Here is a 19,549-nt window from a genome sequence, read left to right as displayed (position 1 = left end):
ATGAATAAAACTATTATAGAATTTTTCAAAGAGATACTTACAATTATAGTCGGTATTTTGATAGCACTTTTTATCAATAATTGGAATGAAGATCGTAAAGATGCAAAGTATATGAATCAGATATTTATATCAATGGATAAGGAGTTGAGAGAAACCAATAAAGATATCAAGAAAAAAATGCCTCAACAGCAGACACTTATCGACACTTTAGGTTTTTACAAAAAGAATGATACAATTTCTATTTTCGATGTCATGATGAAAGTCAATGGAATTCAAATGCCTCAAATTAGAATTAGTTCATGGAAAGCTATTTCTAGTTCAAAAATAGAATTGTTGGAATATGATAGAGTATCTGCTTTGGCAAATATTGAAGAGCACACAGAGTTGTTGACATCAAAAACTCAATTTTTAATGCGTTTCCTTTATCCAAATATAAAAGACACCAGTACTGATAAAAAAGAACTTATAATGTTTATGATGCAGGATATTATGGTTACGGAAAGAGGTTTGCAAAAGGAAATTGAGGAGGTCATTCAAGAGTAATGATTAATGAAGCATACTCTCCGTAACACTTGAACTTAAGATTTAAAGAGCATAAATTGATTAAAATACTTAAAAAGCTATCCTGGCTAATTCTTTATCTCCTGTTCAATGCAGTGCTATTTTTTATTGAAGTAAGTGTGTTGTTCACTACGAATGATGGTTTTACGGGTGGTAGCGGATTTCAATCCGTAGACGATATTTTAGAAGCCCTCAATGTAGTATTTAACATCCTTGAGGGCGTGGTTATGGTGTTCTATTTATATACAGCAATAGGCTTGGCTATTGTTGCTTTGTTACTGTTTATTCCTGTTCAAGTGTACTATATAAACCGTAAATTTAAAAACAATAGTAAGAAGTATTGGTACAGTTTATTGGCATCCTTCGGTGTAGTAGTGCTATTGAAATTGTTGATGTATTCTTGGATGTATATTGATATGAATTATTTGTAAAATTTTAAAGCAGACAGTTATAATAGCAACTTAAATAATTTAAGAATGGACATCACTCAAGACTGGAAAAAGATACGAACGCATTTCAATAAGAGTTTCAGTTCTAATTTTCATATTTCTGTTGCATCTGTAGACGCAGAGAATAACCCTACGGTTACTCCCATCGGGTCCTTGTTTTTAAACGATAATCAAACAGGATTTTATTTTGAAAAGTTCCCTAAGAAATTACCGTTACACGCAAAAACGAATAATAATGTATGTCTACTTGGGGTCAATAGTAGTCGGTTCTTTTGGCTAGGGGCATTGTTCAAAAAAAAGTTTTCAGACTATCCGGGTGTAAAATTATACGGTGAGCTTGGCGAAAGAAGATTAGCGACCGAAAAAGAAACAAAAAGGCTGAACAGAAGAATGCGAATGACCAAAGGCTTAAAAGGAAACACCTATCTATGGGGCAAAATGGAATATGTACGTGATATTAACTTCACAAAAGCAGAGAAGATAAATTTGGGTAAAATGACAGCAGGGTTATAAAATATAGTGAGAGTTTTACAACGGTAATTTTCAAATATTAAATGTGCCCCTTAGCTGTAATTAAGGAGCACAAAAAATAAATAATACTACTGGTGTTTTTCTTAAATAACCCCAAGTTTATAGAACTCTTCTAATTGAGAATTACAACTAAAATTAACCTCTAAATCTTTTATAATTCCTGTACCTACACCATATACCCAACCATGTAAAAATAATTCTTGTCCTCTTTCCCATGCACTTTGTACAATAGAAGTTTTAGCAAGATTGTAAACCTGTTCCATAGCATTGAACTCAACAAAACGGTCAAAAAGCACCTCTTCATTTGTTATATCGCCGAGCTCTTTTTGATGTTGCCTGTAGACATCTCTAATATGTCTGATCCAGTTATCTGCTAAACCATAAGATTTACTTCCCATGGCAGCTTTTACACCACCACACCCATAATGACCACATACAATAATGTGTTTAATTTTAAGCACATTTACCGCGTAGTCTAAAACACTAAGCATGTTCATGTCTGAGTGTACCACCATGTTGGCTATGTTTCTATGTACAAAAACCTCACCAGGTTTACCTCCAATTATTTCGTTGGCAGGTACGCGACTATCAGAACAACCGATCCATAACAAAGGTGGTTGCTGACCTTTCTCTAGTTTCTTAAAAAAATCTGGGTCATCATCTAATTTAGATTCGACCCATTTTTTATTATTTTCAATTAAGCTTTTATAAAAATCTAATTTCATATTCTTTTCTTTATACTATTAATGCTCTAAATGGAATACTTGGTGTCCGAAGTATCTTCTAAAACTGTCCGGATTATCTAAAGTTTCCTTTTCAGCAATCATTTTAATATTGATGTTATTATTCTTCGCCTTAATGGAAAATTCATCTAAATATTCAAGAATATCATAGTCAAGTATCTTTGTTTTTCTAAAATCTAATTCAAGATAAGAATCACTTTTCAAGGCATCTAGCTCTTTCATGATTGGGCCCTTGTTGATAAAGGTAACCTCTTCGGCAAAATTTATGTGAAATATATTTCTTTTACCGTTGTTCTCCTTTACCAGTAATTGGTGAGAGTTGTAATATGACTTTAAAAGAACTACAATTAAACCTACGGTTAACCCTATTAAAATACCCTTTAATAAATCTGTAGTTACAATACCGATTACCGTAATAATAAATGGAATAAACTGCGCCTTACCTAACTTATACATTTGAATAAAAGATTTAGGGCTAGCAAGTTTAAAACCTATTACCAAAAGAACACTTGCTAAAACAGCTTGTGGTATAAGGTTCAGTAGGGTAGGGATTGCAATAACACTTATAAGAATCAGTATACCATGCAAAATGGCGGAAAGTTTGGTCATGGCTCCGCTCATTACATTTGCAGAACTACGAACAACAACTTGCGTTATGGGTATACCACCAATTAAACCAGAAATACTATTTCCAATACCTTGGGCGATCAGCTCTCTATTGGTGGGTGTTTGTCTTTTTAAGGGGTCAAGCTTATCTGAAGCTTCAACACTCAATAAAGTTTCTAAGCTAGCTACAATGGCTATGGTGAAGGCTGTTATATATACCTTTTTATCTGCTAATGCAGAAAAATCTGGGAGTGTAAATTGCCCCATAAAAGAAGCTACATCTTTAGGTATAGGTACACTTACTAGCTGACTTTCGTGTAACTCAAGAAAACCAGATTTTCCAAAACTGATATAAATTACTATTCCCGCAATTACAGCTATTAAAGGAGCAGGAACGAGTTTGAAAATTTTACTCTTTTTTGCTAGAATACCATCCCAAATCAACAATATACTTAGTGAAATAATTGTAATTAATATGGCGCCAGGGGTAATTTGATCATGCAATCCGCTTAAATCGATTCTGTCGGTATTGACATCGCCGCTAAAGCCAAATGCTAGAGGAATCTGTTGTACGAAAATCATGATCCCTATGGCACATAACATACCTTTAATTACGGCAGAAGGAAAATAATATCCAATTACGCCTGCACGAAATACACCTAGTAGAATTTGAATGATACCAGCTAAAATTACAGCGGTAAGAAAAAGTTCGTAGCTTCCTAAATCAGCAATAGCATTAAACACTATTACAACTAAACCTGCAGCCGGACCACTTACCCCAATAGATGAACCAGAAAGATAGCCAACTAAAACACCACCAATTAAACCCGCTATTAGTCCGGCAAAAGGCGGTGCTCCACTTGCTAAAGCGACACCTAAACATAGTGGTAATGCGACAAAGAATACAACAAGACTTGCGGGTAAGTCTTTTTTCCAATGTTTGAATAAATTCATGAAAATTTTAAATTTGAATATATGAGAGTTGGCCTAATAATGATATGAAATACCTTTAGGAGACCTATTTTAATATTTAAAGTGAAATACTTACTCTTAATTTTGAGGTACGTAGTAAGTGAAAAGTAAATTATTAGCCTATATATTCAGGTGGAGGCGTTGGTTGTGAGATTTCTATAATTTTAAAAGCCAAGTTTAGCTTTGTATTAATTACAAAATTATTGGAGCTTAAATAAGCTATTAAAAGATGCTTTTCTCGATGAGGTATGTCTATATCTAGAATCTCTTCATCAATGTCAGATTCAGATTCATCTTGATTATCTTGTTGTTCCGTATCAAAAACAACAGCAGTATCATCAGAATACCGTGATGATAACTCATTAGTTAACCCAAGGCTAAAAACGAGCAATAAAATGCTAGATGTAATATGTTTATGGAAGATTTTCAATTATTAGAAAAGTAAAAAATTGAGGTTGTTAAATTATTCTCGTTAAATGTAGATATGTGTTATTAATATTTTACTAAAATTGTGTTAAACAATAGTATTAATTAAATTAATTTTAGAATTACTCTAATTTGTTGCGAATATCGTAATGCTTGAAGTAGCGGTAAAGTGCTTTTAAAATGAAAGATCTTACAGCAATAACTAATTTATAAGCGGTATTTTTAAAATCCATTAAATAAGAATACTTTGAAACAATCCATAGCACGTATAGCACTAGTAGTAGATGATTACGATAAAGCCATTGAATTTTATACCAACAAATTAGATTTTTTACTGGTTGAAGATACCGACTTGGGCGATGGTAAACGTTGGGTTGTAGTGGCGCCACAAGGATCAAAAGAATGTTCTTTGGTACTGTCAAAGGCAGATGATGAAAAACAGCTGGCAAGTGTTGGAAATCAAACAGGTGGTCGCGTATTCTTGTTTTTGTATACTGATGACTTTTGGAGGGACTATTACAAAATGATGGAGCGTAAAATTAAATTTGTACGATCTCCAGAAAAAATGCCGTATGGAATGGTAGCGGTTTTTGAAGACCTTTATGGGAACCTGTGGGATCTGTTAGAACCAGTAGAAATGCAACAACAACAGCAGCAACAATAGAATTTTCATTTCGTTACTATGTGGCAATTTCTAAAAGACATATTCAATTTTAAGAGAAAAGAATCTTCCTTGAATTCTAATAGGTCTTTAGAGTTTTTTAATGCAAAAAAACTACTATGTGGTATTGGGGAATCTGAAATACGGGAAAGTGAAATTGTAATTACTAAATATCCGTTTGAACCATCCATAGGCTACCCAACAGCTATACTTTCTGCCAAGGATATAGATTGCATGTCGGTTGATTTTACAGTTTGCAAAGTGCATGTAAAAAACGATATCATATTTATTTCTTCAGAACAAAAAGAGAAACTGAAACAATTTGCCGAAAGTAACAATATTAGACTTATACCACAAAATTGGAATTGGGATTGGATTCTAGAGCCTTATCTGGATACAGAATTTACCAAAGAAAATGAGCAACGCGCTTTAGAACGACTATTAGAAAATGGATTCACGACAAATGAAGTAGATACTACAAGAGCCGAGGTGAAAAATCAAATGTACGCCTATAATTTTGATACCATGCTGTGGGATTGGTGCAGCCTTGGTCTATCTGATGTTCTATCTGCAATGCGGGCAAAATATAGTAAAGAGCAATTCCGTGAGTTCTACAAAAGAGCTTTGAAAATAGAAAAACGAACAGGTAGCAGTACTAATTTCAGCCAAGTTTAATACAATAAAAAAAGGGCAAAAATCTTAATAGATTTTTGCCCTTTTGTATAACTAAAAATGTAGCTTATTTTAATGTAGATTTAAGCATCCAGATTAATTTTTCTTGTCCGGATATTAAATCACTGATTAAGGTAACCGTACCTTCATCATCATTGTCAGAAGAGAATTCTAAAATTTCTCTTTCCTGAATTAATAACTCGTTCAAGTTATCTATAAGTAAAGAAATACCGGTAGCACCGTCAGACACTTCTTTAATAATTCTAATGGTCTTGTTGTCCAAATAATCTTCAAACGTATGTAAAGGCTGTTGGTCTAAAGTTAAAATACGCTCAGCAATTTCATCAACTGTTTCAGTAGCTTCAGTATATAACTCTTCGAATTTCTCATGTAATAGAAAGAAATTGCTCCCTTTTACATTCCAGTGCATACCTCTCAAGTTCATATAATGAATTTGATAATTAGCTAATAGAACGTTTAATTTATCACTGATTTCTATTTTATAATCTTGGTTTAATCCCACGTTTTTATTTAAAGTTTCCATGATTTTGTTGTTTTAATTTCTTACTGTAAAATTACGCATAAAGCCTCTGTAATAAGGTAACTAAAGTTACATAACCAATACGTTTTGTTTATACTGCTATTAAATTTTATGAATGAATATTCTTGTCATTTTAAGCAATTGTAGTTCAGAAAATAGATTCGTAAATTAGAAAGGTTAAAATGACACTGAACTACCATGCAAATTCCAGAAATTCCTAATTTAATTCACTACGCTATTCCTTTTTTTGCGGTTACGGTAATTTTAGAAGTGATACTATCCGTAAAGATAAAACTACATGACTACGAGTTTAAAGATGCCGGTACCTCTATTGTTATGGGGCTGGGTAATGTTGCCATAGGTTTAATTACCAAAGGCATTGCATTGGGTTTTTTCTACTTGTTGTATAATTTTTGGCACCTTTTTGAAATCCCTTTTGCGTGGTGGTCATGGTTACTACTCCTATTTGCAGAAGACCTTTGTTACTATTGGTTTCATAGAACTAGTCATGTAAGTCGGTTTTTCTGGGCGAGTCACATTGTGCATCATTCCTCTAAAAATTACAATCTAAGCACGGCATTAAGGCAATCGTGGTCTGGAGGATTTTACACCTTCATTTTTTGGACGCCATTAATTCTCATTGGTTTTCATCCAGTGATGGTTTTGGTACAGATGTCTGTCAGTCTCATCTATCAATATTGGATCCATACCGAGTTCATCACTAAAATGCCCAAGTGGTTTGAGGCTGTTTTTAATACACCAAGTCACCATAGGGTGCACCATGCTACCAATCCGCAATACTTGGATAGAAATCACGCAGGTATTTTCATTATATGGGACAGGTTATTTGGCACTTTTGAGCCAGAGGTGGAAAAACCGGTTTACGGTTTGGTTACAAATATAGACACTTATAACCCTATAAAAATTGCCTTTGGGGAATGGTACAAGATGCTGGGTGATTTTTTCACTTCTAAAACCTCAATTGTAAACCGCTTTAAGTATTTGACAAAACCACCAGGCTGGAAACATGATGGCACCAGTATGCTATCTACAGATTTAAGAAGGGAGTGGGAAGAGCATAATAAGTTAGAATTATAATTTTTATGTAACATAAAGGTCTTTTGAGCGTCATATAAAAAACAACCACCAGTAGAATGACCAATAAACTAGTAGCATACATAGGAATTTTAGGAGTAAGTTTATTTGCGATAGCCGCCATCGTGGGACCGTTATTAATTGATGATTACAGTGTAGTAAGTCAATATATTAGTGAATCTTTTGCTATAAATACCCAATACGGTAAATACTTGCAGTACTTCGGATATATACCTAGCGGAATTCTAATTACCATTTTCTGTTTTAGTGCTCCCAGAAAATTACCAAGTTCAAAACTGATCGTAGCCGGTTTTTTCGGTTTGGCACTTTTCTACGGGTTGGGAACCATCTTGGTAGGAATTTTTCCGTGCGATGCGGGGTGCCCAACAGATGTTATCGACTCTAGTCTTGCACAACTTATACATAATGCAGTGGCTTCTTTGACTTATATCTTTTTTCCAATTTGTTTAATTGGCATAGGATTAGGGTTAAAGAAGTTTGAGAACTACGAGCGTTTATCTCAAATAGCAATGATCACAGGAATAATAAGTGGCATTTTTATATTCTCGCTATTTTCCGACCCCAATTCGGGTTACAGGGGAATTTTACAACGGATAATAGAAACCTCTTTTATTGTTTTTATGGTTTCTAGTTCGTTGCGAATTGCCAAGGATACGGGAAAATAGTATTAAGTATCGAGTACAAAGTACAACGTTAGCAATTTACAGGTCACTGAGCGTAGCCAAAGTGAACGTGTTCCAAAAGAACAGATAGCCGCGCTATGTTCGTTCGCTTTGATAAACAACGAGTAACGATTTAGGTCACTGAGCGTAGCCGAAGTGACCGGACAACGGACAACGGACAACGGACAACCAACAACTACTCCAAATAAACTACCCCATCTTTCATTACAAAAGATACATTTTTCACAGAAGAGATATCCTCTACCGGATTCCCTTTTACGGCAATAATATCAGCTAAAAACCCTTCTTTAAGGCTCCCTAATCGGTCTAAATGAAACATACTGGCATTACCAGATGTAGCAGATTTTAAGACTGCTAAAGGCTTCATTCCGTAATCTACCATCAATTCCATTTCACGATAATTTTCTCCGTGGGTAAAAACACCCACATCACCACCAAATACAATTTGTACACCGGAATCTAACGCCATTTTAAAAGACTTGCGTTTCTGTTTAATACGCTCAGGTTCTGGGTCTGTAGCTTTGTTCCAACCTCGGTATTGCGTAATGGCATCACCAGCGGCAAGGGTAGGGCATAGTCCTATACCTTTATCTTTCATCATTTTAAAAATCTCCATAGTTCCACCGTCACCGTGTTCAATGGTTTCCACGCCACCAAGAATAGCTCTTTTCATACCTTCCGGCGTACCGGCATGTGCAACTACATATTTACCTGCTGTAGTAGCGGTCGCAACCATAGCATTAATTTCTTCCTGTAAAAATGTGGCTTTAGAATCGGCACCGGGAGTCCAACGATAATCGGCATATATTTTTATTAAATCGGCACCGTTTCCCATTTGTCTGCGTACAGTTTCAATACACTGATCAACGCCACTTGCAGCTTCAGCACCTAAGGGCACAGTTACACCGTCGTGAAATCCTTTTGGTCCATATGCTCCTGTAGCTACAATTGCAGGTCCGGCAACCAGTAAACGTGGTCCGTCTATAATTCCCTTATCAATAGTTTTCTTCAAATATACATCAGTATAACCGGCACCTTCCGCACCCAAATCTCGCATAGTGGTTACACCGGCCATTAAAGAATTCTTTACATGAACGGTACCTCTAACTGCACGTTCAACAGGTGATTCTTTTAGTACCTGATCATTCCAATCTGTTTCGTTGTATGGGTGTAATAAAACATGGGAGTGACCTTCAATAATTCCAGGCATTAAAGTACTGCCAGTCAAATCTATTTCTGTGGTGTTGTTCGGCAGGGATATTCCGTTCGCACTACCTGCATACGTAATTTGATTTCCTTCTACTAGAACTACCCAATCATCATGCATTTCAGTACCATCAAAAACACGGTCTGGTTTTAAGAGTGTTTGGGAAAAACCCAAGTAAGAAGAGAAGAGGCAGAGAAAAATTATTGATTTCATAGAATAAGTTGTTTAGTTGGAAATGGCAGAGGTCAATAAATTATCTAAGTCGGTTTTTGTATGTTGATTTCCATTAGAAAGAACCATAAAGATGTCTTTGGTGCTTTTAATATCTTCCAAAGGATTGCTGTTGAGTAAAACAATATCAGCAATTTTACCTTCAGAAATAGTTCCATAATCAGCATCTTGCTTTAAAAACATAGCACCGTTATATGCAGAAGATTTAAGCGCATCTAGCGAAGAAATTCCTGTAGCTACCATAGCTTCCATTTCTTTATGTAATGAAATACCAGGGTAGGTGTAACTATTGTAAGCACCACTATCGGAACCTGCCAAAAGAGATACTCCGTTTTCGTTTAATTTCAATGCAAGTTTACCAAAGAATTGGTCCAAAGCTTTTCTATCGGCAACTTGTTTATCTGTTGCATTTTTTACACGGTCAATTCTACCTTTATAGGTTTGCCGAATACCGACGCTCATATATTTCAAATAGTTGTCTTTGCTGTGGTCAACTTCATCTAAATAGCTAAGTACCCCACCAATGTGCAATGTAGGTACCACAAATACGTCATTCGATTTTAAATGCTCGAATGTTTTTAAAGCGGTCGAGTCAGAAAATGAAGATTGAAGTAGCGGCATGGCATCCCAAAACCCTATTTCTTTATCTATCAGTTTTTGGGTGATTTCTTTTTCATTGCTAGAACACCCTTTCATGATGTAATATAAATGTTCAACAGCATCAATACCTGCATCAATAGTGGCGTCAAGCTCCACTGTAAAGGGCATGTGTCCCGATGTAATTAAATTTCGTTTTTCGGCTTCTCGTATCACCTTTAAGTAATCTTTACCCGAAATACGGCTATCATAAATTTTTACAAAATCAGATGGTATAGATTGCAAAGAATCTAAAGCTTTAGTAATAGTTTTATCAGTATCTACTTCTAACGAGCCAGCCCAAGTACCGCCTGGTCCATCGATTTTTGGTCCCGATGTAAAAATGGTGGGTCCTACCAATTCATTGTTCGCAATAGCCTTTCGCCATTCTAAAACAGATGGGGTAAGATCACCACCAGCATCACGAACTGTTGTAATTCCGTTTGCCATAAATAGCTTTAGAAAATTTTTATTCGCGGCAATTAAAGAATCGCCGCCTCTAAAATGGGTGTGGTTATCCCAAAAACCTGGTACTATAAATTTACCGGTGGCATCAATAATTGTCTTTGCCTCAATATTAGTTAAACTAGTATCAGTACTGATTTTGGTTATTCTGTTGTCATTAATCAGAATATTGGAAATAGATGTAGAACCATCTTCCAGGTCGATAAGATTACCATTTTTTATTACAATATCATATGTTACGGTTTGCTTCTCTTTACAACTGGTAAGTGCTATTAGTAATGAGAAAGTAAGAGCTTTCATCACATTCGATAATCTCATAGTAGTATGGTAGTTTAGTAAAGGGAAGGTAAAAAGAATATGTGATAAATTTTGGATTATGTCTTATTATCCAAATTGAATTATTGCATTGATAATGAACGTATGGTCTTTTTATAATGTAAGAGTAAAAGACCTATAATTTTTATTTTTTAGCAGATTGCCAACCGCCACCATCGCGGTATTTAATATTTTCAGCGGCGTGTTGAATGATTCCCTCAATTCTTTTGTTTCTTGTTTCTTCGCGCTTTGCTTGGTTTAACCAATAAAGGTAGCTTTTACGTTGGCTTCGTGTAAAGTTGTTAAAGTTGGTAAAAGCTTTAGGGTTTTTATCAAATGCTATTTGTAGCTCTTGGGGAATAACACCGTTCTCTACATCATCTAAAGAAGACCAAGAACCGTTGGCTTTAGCAACCTTTATAGATGCTAGTCCTGCTGCATGCATTAGTCCGCTAGATTTCAATTCTTTGATATGATCTTTGTTTACCTTGCTCCATACACTTTTAGGTTTTCTAGGACAAAAATATTGACGTCTTTTACCATCGCCCAAACTTTTTACGGTACTATCTATCCATCCATAACACAATGCAACACGTACCGCTTCTTCCCAACGCATGCTTTCATTTTCATGGGCAACCGAGTAAAAAATAAGATGAACACCCGTATGTTCAGAATGGTTATTATGTAACCAATCTTTGAATTCAATATCGTTTTTGAAATATAACTCCGGTATTTTTAACATAATTCTATAAAATGGGTATTAATTTATCATAAATGTACAATGTTTAATAGATAAATTATTGGTTAATAAGGTTACTCGCCCTATTTTTAGGCTTTCAAAAATCAACTTAACAACAACAAATTACGTATGAAAAAAATCTTCATTGCGCTGCTTTTGGGCTTTGCGCTTATTATTGTCTCTTGTGGTGGCAATAAACGAGAGGGAGAACCAAAGGTATTAGTTTTCTCTAAAACAATGGCATTTAAGCATGCATCTATACCAGCTGGTATTGCAGCCATTCAAAAATTAGGTAGCGAAAACGGATTTGCAGTAGATACTACCAAAAATGCAGAACTATTTACAGACGAAAATCTTAAAAAATATTCTGCGGTTATATTTTTAAGTACAACCGGTAATGTTTTGGACCAGTACCAAGAAGCTGCATTTGAACGCTATATACAAGCGGGTGGTGGTTATGTGGGCATACATGCCGCGGCGGATACCGAGTATGATTGGGGATGGTACACAAAATTATCTGGAGCTCAATTTTTGAGCCACCCAAAGGGAATGCCAACGGCTGATTTCATTATTAAAGACAAGAACTTTAAAGCTACACAGTTTTTTACCGACTCTGTGTGGACAAGAACAGATGAATTGTATAACTACAAAAACATCAATCCAGATGTAAATGTATTAATGACTTTAGACGAGTCTTCTTATGAGGGTGGGCAAAATGGAGATTTTCATCCCATTGCTTGGTACCACGATTTTGATGGCGGACGTGCATTCTACACAGGTGGAGGTCATGCCGATGCCAGCTTTTCAGAAGATTTATTTTTAAAGCATCTTTTGGGCGGAATCGAATATGCAATTGGTGAAAATTTGAAATTAGACTATTCTAAAGCGACCTCTCAAATACCACCGGATGCAGATCGTTTTGCTAAGGTAACTTTGAGCGAAGGTCAGTTTTTTGAACCTACTGAAATGACGATTTTACCTAACGGAGATGTACTTGTGGCTCAGCGTAGGGGAGAAGTAATACTATACAATGATGAAACAAAAGAACTAAGTGAAGTATTAAAGTTAGATGTCTATAGCAAAACTTTAAATACACCAGGCGTTAATGCAGAAGAAGGATTAATGGGTTTGCAAAAAGATCCAGATTATGCGAATAACCATTGGATCTACTTATACTACTCCCCAACAGGTGATAAGTGGATTAATCGTTTATCAAGATTTAAATTTGAGAATGGAAAGTTTGATGAAGCGTCTGAACAAGTAATAATGGATGTAGACAGTCAGAGAGAAATCTGCTGTCATACGGGAGGTTCAATAGCCTTTGGTCCAGATGGTTTGTTATATCTTTCTACAGGGGATAATTCAACACCATTTAATGAAAAAGGAGTGAAGTATGTAAATAACGGATTTGCGCCTTTAAATGATATTCCAGGTCATGAGCAGTATGATGCTCGTCGTTCTTCCGGAAATACTAATGATTTACGAGGAAAGATCTTAAGAATTAAAGTGAAAGAAGATGGTTCGTACGATATTCCAGAAGGAAACTTATTTCCGGTAGGAACAGATAAAACGAGACCAGAAATTTATACAATGGGTCACAGAAATCCGTATAGAATATCTATAGATATGAAAAGAGGATATCTGTACTGGGGAGATGTTGGTCCTGATGCTAGAGCCGATAGTTTAGGTGTAAGAGGACCTAGAGGGTATGATGAAATGAATCAAGCTAAAAAAGCAGGTAATTTTGGTTGGCCGTTGTTTATAGGTAACAATTTTGCTTATAATGCATACGACTATGAAACAGGTAAAACAGGTGAGGCATTTGATCCTGAAAAACCTATAAATAACTCTCGTAATAATACGGGTTTAACAGAATTGCCACCGGCAATGCCAGCATATGTATATTATCCGTACGTAGATTCTCAAGATTTTCCGCAAACAGCTACAGGAGGTAGAAATGCAATGGCAGGACCTACCTACTACTCAGATATGTACCAAGGTGACGAAAAACTACCGAGTTATTATGACGGAAAGGTAATTATCTATGATTGGATGCGAGGTTGGATGTTTGCCGTTCATTTAGATGAAAATGGGGATTTCAGTAAAATGGAACCTTTTGCACCCAATGTTAAAGTCAATAGTTTAATTGATATGGAAGTAGGTCCTAACGGTAAAATCTATCTATTGGAATATGGTAGTGGTTGGTTCTCTCAAAATGCAAATTCTTCTTTAGGATATATTGAATTTAACGGAGGTAATAGACCACCGTTGATCAATGAAGTAACCGTTAGTGAAACAGCGGGAAAAACTCCGTTGACCGTTTCTGCTACTATAGAAGCAAGTGATCGTGAAGATGATGCCATAAAATATATATGGGATTTTGGTAACGGCGAGACCAAAGAAACTACAGAGCCAAAAATCAGCTATAACTATGAAGATGCAGGAGTCTATAAGTTAAAGGTAACTGTTGCAGATGATAAGGGAGAAGAGGCAATTAGCGAAAGTTCTAGTATAGTCGCGGGGAACTCAAGACCAGAGGTTACAATTTCTTTGGGTGATAATGCACCGGCATTTTACTTACCAGGTCAGAAAATTGCATACGATGTTTCTGTAACTGATGCAGATGGTACTGAAATTGATGCCGACAATATATTTGTAAGTGTGGACTATTTAGAAGGAATGGATAAGGTGGCTATGAGTATGGGACACCAACAAGTCTCAGCAACCGTTACTGGCAAAGCGCTGACCCAAGCAATGGATTGTAAAACATGTCATAAAGAAACAGAAGCTTCTATAGGGCCAAATTACAAGGATATTGCAGCAAAGTACAAAGAGCGTAAAGATGCCTTGAAATACTTGCAAGGTAAAATGAAAACAGGTGGTAATGGTGTTTGGGGAGAAGTAACTATGCCTGCACACCCAAATATTACAACGGATGAAACTAGACAGATCGGATTGTATATTCTTTCATTGAACGGAGATGATAAAAAGGAAAAATCATTACCTGCAAAAGGAACTATAACGGCAGAATCATCTGCACCGGGTAATATGTTGGTGATTACGGCTAGCTATACAGATGCAGGTGCCGAAGGTACTATACCGCTTACAGGTTCTAAATCTGTTGTCATACCTGCCAAGAAGGAAAAATAATAACAATTTTAACCAATTAAAAAGCCCGCTAATCAGCGGGCTTTTTTTATTTATAAAAGTGAGAATGTTAGCTTAATTTTTTGCTTATTAATTCACCAATTTGCATGAGTAGGTCCATCTCGGTTTCGGTAAAATCATAAGGTACCGGTTTAGCAATACCAATAGTTCCGTATAAATTGTCACTATACATTAACGGTGCAGCTAATGATCCTTCTACTTTGGTATCTTTTGCCGATGGTCTAGCAACACCAGAATCATCAGTCTGTAGATTACACATTTCAACAGGTTTTCTTCTTTCTGCCGCAATACCCGCCATACCTTTACCAATAGGAATAGTAGATAGTTTAGGAATTAAAAACTCAGGAATACCTACTTGAGATTGAAGCTGTAGTAAAGACGCTTTATCTAAAAAATGTAACGTGCCGGTAACGCATTGAAAATGCTTTAAGATCAATTTTAGAAGATTGTCCCAGTTGGGAGTATTCTCCTTTAGTTCGGCGCTAACAATAGCTAAGAATTCTTTAGAGTTGTTCATATGGTTTTATGCTAAGTATTTCTAAGTTCAAAATTAATGATTTTGCTGATTTCATTTGCGTTATCTACAATCATAAAATGTTCTCCACCTTCAATAAGCTTTGTTCTAGTAGTACCTTTGGACGGAATCAATTTGTCTTTTGTACCGTTTATCTTAAGAACTCTTGAGGATCGTGCTGTGTTTTGCCATGCGGTAAATTCTTGTAACGCCCATTTTACAAAGCTAAAATCCGTATCATCCAATATTTCATAAAACAATTTAGAATTTTTGGCTCCCATGATATATTTAGCAAGAAACCTTGGTGGGTTAAATAGAAACTTAGGAATAAATTTTAAAATTCTAGATTTGCCGACCCATTTATAAATCGGTCTTAATTCATCTTTTGTTTGTGCAGAAGAAATAAGAATTACTTTTTTCGGTTGAAGCATTTTGCTTATTTCCGTCGCAATTAATCCACCGAAACTAACACCTATCAAACAGAACTCTCCATTGGTGTCAATAACACTACTAAGCCTTCTAGAATATTCTTTAATATGTTCGTTTTGGTGGGGAGTAATCCAATCTATAGTGGTCAATTCAAAATCTAGAGTTAAATGATTAAAAACTCTTTGGTCAGCACCTAAACCACTAATAGCGTATATTTTCAAAATAATCTTTTATGTAACGATTATTAAACTATTGATAAAGGTACGCTTAATCTCTTTTTTAAGTAATCTACATTAAACTATATTGTCTTTACTGGGTAGTTCTCTATAGGCGTAATATGCTAAAACGGCATGGATGGCTTTCTCTATCGCAATTCTTATTGGGAACAATTCTTCTCCTAAGGATTCATCTATAGAGCGCAACTGCATATAGTAATTACTAATAAGTGGATAATTTTTATTAGCTGCAATATGAGCATTGGCCTTATTAAAAGCTTCGGTCTTTTGTTCTTTAATAGGTTTGCAAGTAACTAATATGGGTTTATTGCTTTTGTGCAACATAGCAGAAAAACCAAACAGTCTACAAATGAGTCCGCGATGCGCATATTCAGAACAATAGCCTTTAGAGTCAGGTGTGATGATTTCGTTTAATACAGGACATATTTTATTGTCTTTATTATTTTGAAGTTTTTCTAACCATCGCTCCGTCTCCCCATGTATTAATAGGTGATAGGCTAGTGGTAAAAACTCTAATGCAGTAGCATTGATGTCCGGTTTTAAACAACATAGACCACAATTGGCTACACAGCTAAGTCCTGTAGATTGTTGAAAGGAGCCTAACTCCTTATCCAATTGGTTGAAAATACGATCTACCGCTTGAACTTTTTGATATATTGTCACTTATGAAATTAAGGTTGTACGAAGGTAGTCTATGTTTTCACACCCCTAACAATTAAAAATAATATTAATGGTTTCAGGTAAAACCGAATTATTTAGTTCTGTTTAAAGAGCTGAAAATTTATGATTTAAACAGTATGTAATCCTAAAATTTTGAGGTTTTGAGTCGCAAAGGATTTTGATCGGTTCTAGTTTTTATTTGAAAGCCTATAACACCTAATACTTGTTCTTCTTCGGTAAGCACTTGTACTTCCCATTCACCAGGTGTAACATTGGTTTTATAAGTATATCCTCTAAATCCACCATCTCTGCCGCCAGTAATATCGTAACCAATATCATCAACGTTTTCCCATTCTTTGGTCTGTGTATTATACCTTCTCCATCTATGGAAAATAGATTTTTTTAAGTCCGTTGGTGCAAAAATGGAAGAAAAAATATACACTCGCTGGTCTGGAGAATAACTAAAATCCAATTTATGTTTACGCCAAAAAATTAAAGATTCCTCAGACTCATAAGTAACCTCATAGTTTCCGTTTTTTTGAATGACTTCATGAGCCACAATTCCTTTATCTAATGCCAAAGGTACGGGCGGAATCAATTTTAGGAAATAGAATAGGTTAATAATAGCGTAAATTGCAATGATGATAAAAACCATTTTACCCAGTTTAATCTCCTTTCTGGTACTTGGGCTTTTACCATAGATAATAGTGAGAAGAATTAATGTGCTAATTAAACTGACTGCTCCTGAAATCAAGAAAATTGTAGTATTCAGTTCCTTCAAAAATACAGGAATCATAAACGTGAAAAACGTGAAGCTAATAAAGTAGTATACCCCAAATTGAAGGTATTTGTTTGAAATTCGTTTTTTTAAGAACTCATTTGCAATCAGTAGTAAAACAAGAATGATAAAGAACGATGCTGTTTTGGATAAAGAAACACTTCTTGAAAAATAGATGACATAGGCACTAGATAACCCACCGAAAAAAAATTGAATGGCAAGGGGTAAATATTCTTCGTATCGTTCTAGAAAGGTATTTTTCCATTTTCCATCGTCCACAAGATTGTAGAGATATAGCGTAATCGATAATGAGGTCATATGCAGACATAATACCGTTAAGTCATAGGTACGGTCAATACGACCAAGGGTCAGGGTGTCAAATATAAATCCGCCAACGAAAAATATAATTGGCGCATATTTTGAGTGCCTTCTTATAAAATTTCTGAAGGCACTATTTCTATATCTGGCAAGTGCTTTTTTCATGTAGCGTTAAAAATGACAGCAGCAAAACTACTGTAATTAAAAAAAGAAATTGACCTTATATAAATTAAGATGAACGCTAAATATCAATACGAAACAAAAGGTAATCTAATTTTTGGTTTCAACATAGAAATTTGGATCTACTCGTAATGAAGTTAAATTGCCTTTTATTTTCTCGGTTTTCCATTCCGTAGTAGGTTCTATCCAAACTGCGATGTCGTTGATGTACACTTTTAAGGGCATGGAAAAATTGTCAACGGTATTGGTAAAGCGATACGCTACTTTTTTGCCCTTTACTTTGTATTCGAAAACAGGGATTTTTGTGGTTCGTAAATACTGATCGAAGAAAGGTTTTAAATCTCTTTTCATACCTATGGCGATGACATTTTCGATTTCATCGGTAGTTACGGTTTTATGGTAAAACTCTGAATTTAGACCGCGTAAAATGGTTCTCCATTTTCTATCATCATTTACAATTTGGCGTAAGGTGTGTAGCATGTTTGACCCCTTATAATACATATCGCCACTACCTTCATGGTTTACATTATAAATACCAATTATAGGTTTGTCATTTCTGATATTGATTCTAATACCCTGTACATATGCATTGGCAGCTTCAGTACCGTAGTGGTAGTCTAAGAATAAACTTTCGGAATAACAGGTAAACCCTTCGTGGACCCACATGTCTGCAGCATCTTTATAGGTGATATTATTGGCAAACCATTCGTGACCGGCTTCATGAATAATAATGAAGTCAAATTTAAGACCCCAACCCGTATTGGATAAATCTCTACCCAAATATCCTTTTTTGTACTGATTGCCATAAGTAACCGAGCTTTGGTGTTCCATACCTAAATATGGTACTTCAACTAGTTTGAAAGAATCTTCGTAAAACGGATACGGACCAAACCAATACTCAAAAGATTTCATCATCTTCGGAGCATCCTTAAAGTGTTCTTTAGCTTTCTCTAGGTTGTCTTTTAAAACATAATAATCCATATCAAGAGCACCTTTTTCTCCTTGATATATTTCATCAAAATGAACGTAATCGCCAATATTTACATTAACACCATAATTATTAATAGGGTTGGAAACAAACCAGTTGTAAGTATTGGTTTCTTTGTCCACACTTCTAAGACGACCATTAGATACGTTCATTAATCCCTTAGGAGCTTTTACACTGATTAACATACTGTCAACCTCGTCATACATATGGTCTTTGTTTGGCCACCATACACTAGCGCCCAGACCTTGGCAAGAGGTAGCTACAAAGTCTTTGCCATTTGAATCTTTTTTCCAAGAAAATCCGCCATCCCAAGGGGCTCTCACCGCTTCTTTTGGGTGACCGGAATACGTAACAACAACTTCATTGTAATCGCCTTCTTGCTGAGGTTTGGTCAGTTGTATGAAATGAGCATTTATATTATTTGTCACTTCAAGTTCAACTCCATCTTGAGTTACTTTTTCAATAGTTAAAGGCGGTTGTAGATCCACTTGTAAGACTTGATGAGGTTCTAATACTTTGTAGCGAATGGTATTACTTCCGCTGATAAATTTATCATCAGGATTCACGTCAATATCCAAATGGTAATAATTTAAATCCCACCATTCACGTTCAGGGGTAATACTGCCTCTAAGAGTATCTTGTTCGGTAAAGGTTTGTGCCTGTGAAAAAGAGCATATACCTAAAGCTAGTGTAGCTATAATTTTTTTCATGAGTAACGTGGTTT

The 19,549-nt window shown here is 35.5% G+C and carries 20 protein-coding genes; 8 read left to right on the top strand and 12 right to left on the bottom strand.

Annotation, left to right across the window (positions count from 1 at the left end):
• From P177_RS12315 to P177_RS12305, 3 genes are read left to right on the top strand one after another with little or no spacing between them, the layout of a single operon-like run.
• The gene (locus P177_RS12315) at nucleotides 1-543 is read left to right on the top strand and encodes a hypothetical protein (RefSeq protein WP_036155163.1); all 543 of its coding nucleotides are present in this window, start codon (nucleotides 1-3) and stop codon (nucleotides 541-543) included.
• Between the two features lie 56 nt (nucleotides 544-599).
• Complete coding sequence (locus tag P177_RS12310; protein ID WP_157486552.1) at nucleotides 600-992, top strand: hypothetical protein; 393 nt, start codon at nucleotides 600-602, stop codon at nucleotides 990-992.
• 45 nt (nucleotides 993-1,037) lie between these two features.
• Nucleotides 1,038-1,523 (top strand): hypothetical protein, encoded by a 486-nt coding sequence (locus tag P177_RS12305; protein ID WP_051941821.1) that lies wholly within the window; start codon nucleotides 1,038-1,040, stop codon nucleotides 1,521-1,523.
• Between the two features lie 101 nt (nucleotides 1,524-1,624).
• Here P177_RS12305 and can read toward each other — a convergent pair whose 3' ends face one another.
• The 3 genes from can to P177_RS12290 all read right to left on the bottom strand — a co-directional run bounded on the left by can (nucleotide 1,625) and on the right by P177_RS12290 (nucleotide 4,292).
• The gene (gene can, locus P177_RS12300; RefSeq protein ID WP_036155161.1) at nucleotides 1,625-2,266 is read right to left on the bottom strand and encodes a carbonate dehydratase; all 642 of its coding nucleotides are present in this window, start codon (nucleotides 2,264-2,266) and stop codon (nucleotides 1,625-1,627) included.
• Between the two features lie 18 nt (nucleotides 2,267-2,284).
• The gene (locus P177_RS12295; protein WP_036155160.1) at nucleotides 2,285-3,844 is read right to left on the bottom strand and encodes a SulP family inorganic anion transporter; all 1,560 of its coding nucleotides are present in this window, start codon (nucleotides 3,842-3,844) and stop codon (nucleotides 2,285-2,287) included.
• Nucleotides 3,845-3,977: 133 nt separating this feature from the next.
• On the bottom strand, nucleotides 3,978-4,292 hold the full coding sequence (locus P177_RS12290) for a hypothetical protein (RefSeq protein WP_036155159.1): 315 nt from the start codon (nucleotides 4,290-4,292) through the stop codon (nucleotides 3,978-3,980).
• A gap of 243 nt (nucleotides 4,293-4,535) precedes the next feature.
• On the opposite strand from P177_RS12290, the gene P177_RS12285 reads away from it, so the two are divergent.
• Both P177_RS12285 and P177_RS12280 read left to right on the top strand, forming a co-directional pair.
• Nucleotides 4,536-4,952, top strand: a complete 417-nt coding sequence (locus P177_RS12285; protein ID WP_036155157.1) for a VOC family protein — start codon at nucleotides 4,536-4,538, stop codon at nucleotides 4,950-4,952.
• An 18-nt stretch (nucleotides 4,953-4,970) separates the two neighbouring features.
• Nucleotides 4,971-5,624 (top strand): hypothetical protein, encoded by a 654-nt coding sequence (locus tag P177_RS12280; RefSeq protein WP_036155156.1) that lies wholly within the window; start codon nucleotides 4,971-4,973, stop codon nucleotides 5,622-5,624.
• A gap of 64 nt (nucleotides 5,625-5,688) precedes the next feature.
• On the opposite strand, the gene P177_RS12275 is transcribed toward P177_RS12280, so the two are convergent.
• Nucleotides 5,689-6,165 carry a Dps family protein gene (locus tag P177_RS12275; protein ID WP_036155153.1) on the bottom strand — a complete coding sequence of 159 codons (477 nt, stop codon included), beginning with the start codon at nucleotides 6,163-6,165 and terminating at the stop codon, nucleotides 5,689-5,691.
• Nucleotides 6,166-6,360: 195 nt separating this feature from the next.
• Between P177_RS12275 and P177_RS12270 the strand changes: the two genes are divergently transcribed.
• On the top strand, nucleotides 6,361-7,260 hold the full coding sequence (locus P177_RS12270; RefSeq protein WP_036155151.1) for a sterol desaturase family protein: 900 nt from the start codon (nucleotides 6,361-6,363) through the stop codon (nucleotides 7,258-7,260).
• Between the two features lie 56 nt (nucleotides 7,261-7,316).
• Nucleotides 7,317-7,943, top strand: coding sequence for a DUF998 domain-containing protein (locus P177_RS12265; protein WP_036155149.1), 627 nt, complete (start codon nucleotides 7,317-7,319; stop codon nucleotides 7,941-7,943).
• A gap of 193 nt (nucleotides 7,944-8,136) precedes the next feature.
• Here the strand turns inward: P177_RS12265 and P177_RS12260 are convergent, their stop codons facing one another.
• The 3 genes from P177_RS12260 to P177_RS12250 all read right to left on the bottom strand — a co-directional run bounded on the left by P177_RS12260 (nucleotide 8,137) and on the right by P177_RS12250 (nucleotide 11,557).
• Complete coding sequence (locus P177_RS12260; RefSeq protein ID WP_036155147.1) at nucleotides 8,137-9,381, bottom strand: metal-dependent hydrolase family protein; 1,245 nt, start codon at nucleotides 9,379-9,381, stop codon at nucleotides 8,137-8,139.
• Between the two features lie 12 nt (nucleotides 9,382-9,393).
• Nucleotides 9,394-10,818, bottom strand: coding sequence for an amidohydrolase family protein (locus P177_RS12255; RefSeq protein WP_245233036.1), 1,425 nt, complete (start codon nucleotides 10,816-10,818; stop codon nucleotides 9,394-9,396).
• Nucleotides 10,819-10,960: 142 nt separating this feature from the next.
• The gene (locus P177_RS12250) at nucleotides 10,961-11,557 is read right to left on the bottom strand and encodes a YdeI/OmpD-associated family protein (protein ID WP_036155144.1); all 597 of its coding nucleotides are present in this window, start codon (nucleotides 11,555-11,557) and stop codon (nucleotides 10,961-10,963) included.
• A 126-nt stretch (nucleotides 11,558-11,683) separates the two neighbouring features.
• Here P177_RS12250 and P177_RS12245 point away from each other — a divergent pair, with 126 nt between their 5' ends.
• Entirely contained in the window at nucleotides 11,684-14,704 is a 3,021-nt protein-coding gene (locus tag P177_RS12245) for a ThuA domain-containing protein (protein ID WP_084684683.1), read from the top strand.
• Nucleotides 14,705-14,771: 67 nt separating this feature from the next.
• On the opposite strand, the gene P177_RS12240 is transcribed toward P177_RS12245, so the two are convergent.
• From P177_RS12240 to P177_RS12220, 5 genes are all read right to left on the bottom strand, one after another.
• Entirely contained in the window at nucleotides 14,772-15,239 is a 468-nt protein-coding gene (locus P177_RS12240; RefSeq protein ID WP_036155142.1) for a GAF domain-containing protein, read from the bottom strand.
• A gap of 11 nt (nucleotides 15,240-15,250) precedes the next feature.
• On the bottom strand, nucleotides 15,251-15,886 hold the full coding sequence (locus tag P177_RS12235) for an alpha/beta fold hydrolase (RefSeq protein ID WP_036155140.1): 636 nt from the start codon (nucleotides 15,884-15,886) through the stop codon (nucleotides 15,251-15,253).
• 72 nt (nucleotides 15,887-15,958) lie between these two features.
• Nucleotides 15,959-16,564 (bottom strand): YkgJ family cysteine cluster protein, encoded by a 606-nt coding sequence (locus tag P177_RS12230; protein WP_036155138.1) that lies wholly within the window; start codon nucleotides 16,562-16,564, stop codon nucleotides 15,959-15,961.
• A 142-nt stretch (nucleotides 16,565-16,706) separates the two neighbouring features.
• Nucleotides 16,707-17,822, bottom strand: a complete 1,116-nt coding sequence (locus tag P177_RS12225; protein WP_036155136.1) for a DUF2914 domain-containing protein — start codon at nucleotides 17,820-17,822, stop codon at nucleotides 16,707-16,709.
• Between the two features lie 105 nt (nucleotides 17,823-17,927).
• Nucleotides 17,928-19,535: a M1 family metallopeptidase gene (locus P177_RS12220; RefSeq protein WP_036155134.1), complete on the bottom strand. Its 1,608-nt coding sequence runs from the start codon at nucleotides 19,533-19,535 to the stop codon at nucleotides 17,928-17,930.
• Nucleotides 19,536-19,549 lie beyond the last annotated feature (14 nt).

The organism is Maribacter forsetii DSM 18668, from assembly GCF_000744105.1.
GTDB classification, from domain to species: domain Bacteria; phylum Bacteroidota; class Bacteroidia; order Flavobacteriales; family Flavobacteriaceae; genus Maribacter; species Maribacter forsetii.
Note: the sequence above shows the minus strand (reverse complement) of the source record. Positions and strands in the feature narration are given on the sequence as shown.

What these genes read in the sequence shown, in the direction of transcription:
- P177_RS12225 (WP_036155136.1), bottom strand. Translation starts at nt 17,822, where the DNA reads ATGAAAAAAGCACTTGCCAGATATAGAAATAGTGCCTTCAGAAATTTT.
- P177_RS12250 (WP_036155144.1), bottom strand. Translation starts at nt 11,557, where the DNA reads ATGTTAAAAATACCGGAGTTATATTTCAAAAACGATATTGAATTCAAA.
- P177_RS12315 (WP_036155163.1), top strand. Translation starts at nt 1, where the DNA reads ATGAATAAAACTATTATAGAATTTTTCAAAGAGATACTTACAATTATA.
- P177_RS12260 (WP_036155147.1), bottom strand. Translation starts at nt 9,381, where the DNA reads ATGAAATCAATAATTTTTCTCTGCCTCTTCTCTTCTTACTTGGGTTTT.
- P177_RS12265 (WP_036155149.1), top strand. Translation starts at nt 7,317, where the DNA reads ATGACCAATAAACTAGTAGCATACATAGGAATTTTAGGAGTAAGTTTA.
- P177_RS12240 (WP_036155142.1), bottom strand. Translation starts at nt 15,239, where the DNA reads ATGAACAACTCTAAAGAATTCTTAGCTATTGTTAGCGCCGAACTAAAG.
- P177_RS12275 (WP_036155153.1), bottom strand. Translation starts at nt 6,165, where the DNA reads ATGGAAACTTTAAATAAAAACGTGGGATTAAACCAAGATTATAAAATA.
- P177_RS12220 (WP_036155134.1), bottom strand. Translation starts at nt 19,535, where the DNA reads ATGAAAAAAATTATAGCTACACTAGCTTTAGGTATATGCTCTTTTTCA.
- P177_RS12245 (WP_084684683.1), top strand. Translation starts at nt 11,684, where the DNA reads ATGAAAAAAATCTTCATTGCGCTGCTTTTGGGCTTTGCGCTTATTATT.
- P177_RS12255 (WP_245233036.1), bottom strand. Translation starts at nt 10,818, where the DNA reads ATGAGATTATCGAATGTGATGAAAGCTCTTACTTTCTCATTACTAATA.
- P177_RS12295 (WP_036155160.1), bottom strand. Translation starts at nt 3,844, where the DNA reads ATGAATTTATTCAAACATTGGAAAAAAGACTTACCCGCAAGTCTTGTT.
- P177_RS12280 (WP_036155156.1), top strand. Translation starts at nt 4,971, where the DNA reads ATGTGGCAATTTCTAAAAGACATATTCAATTTTAAGAGAAAAGAATCT.
- can (WP_036155161.1), bottom strand. Translation starts at nt 2,266, where the DNA reads ATGAAATTAGATTTTTATAAAAGCTTAATTGAAAATAATAAAAAATGG.
- P177_RS12305 (WP_051941821.1), top strand. Translation starts at nt 1,038, where the DNA reads ATGGACATCACTCAAGACTGGAAAAAGATACGAACGCATTTCAATAAG.
- P177_RS12270 (WP_036155151.1), top strand. Translation starts at nt 6,361, where the DNA reads ATGCAAATTCCAGAAATTCCTAATTTAATTCACTACGCTATTCCTTTT.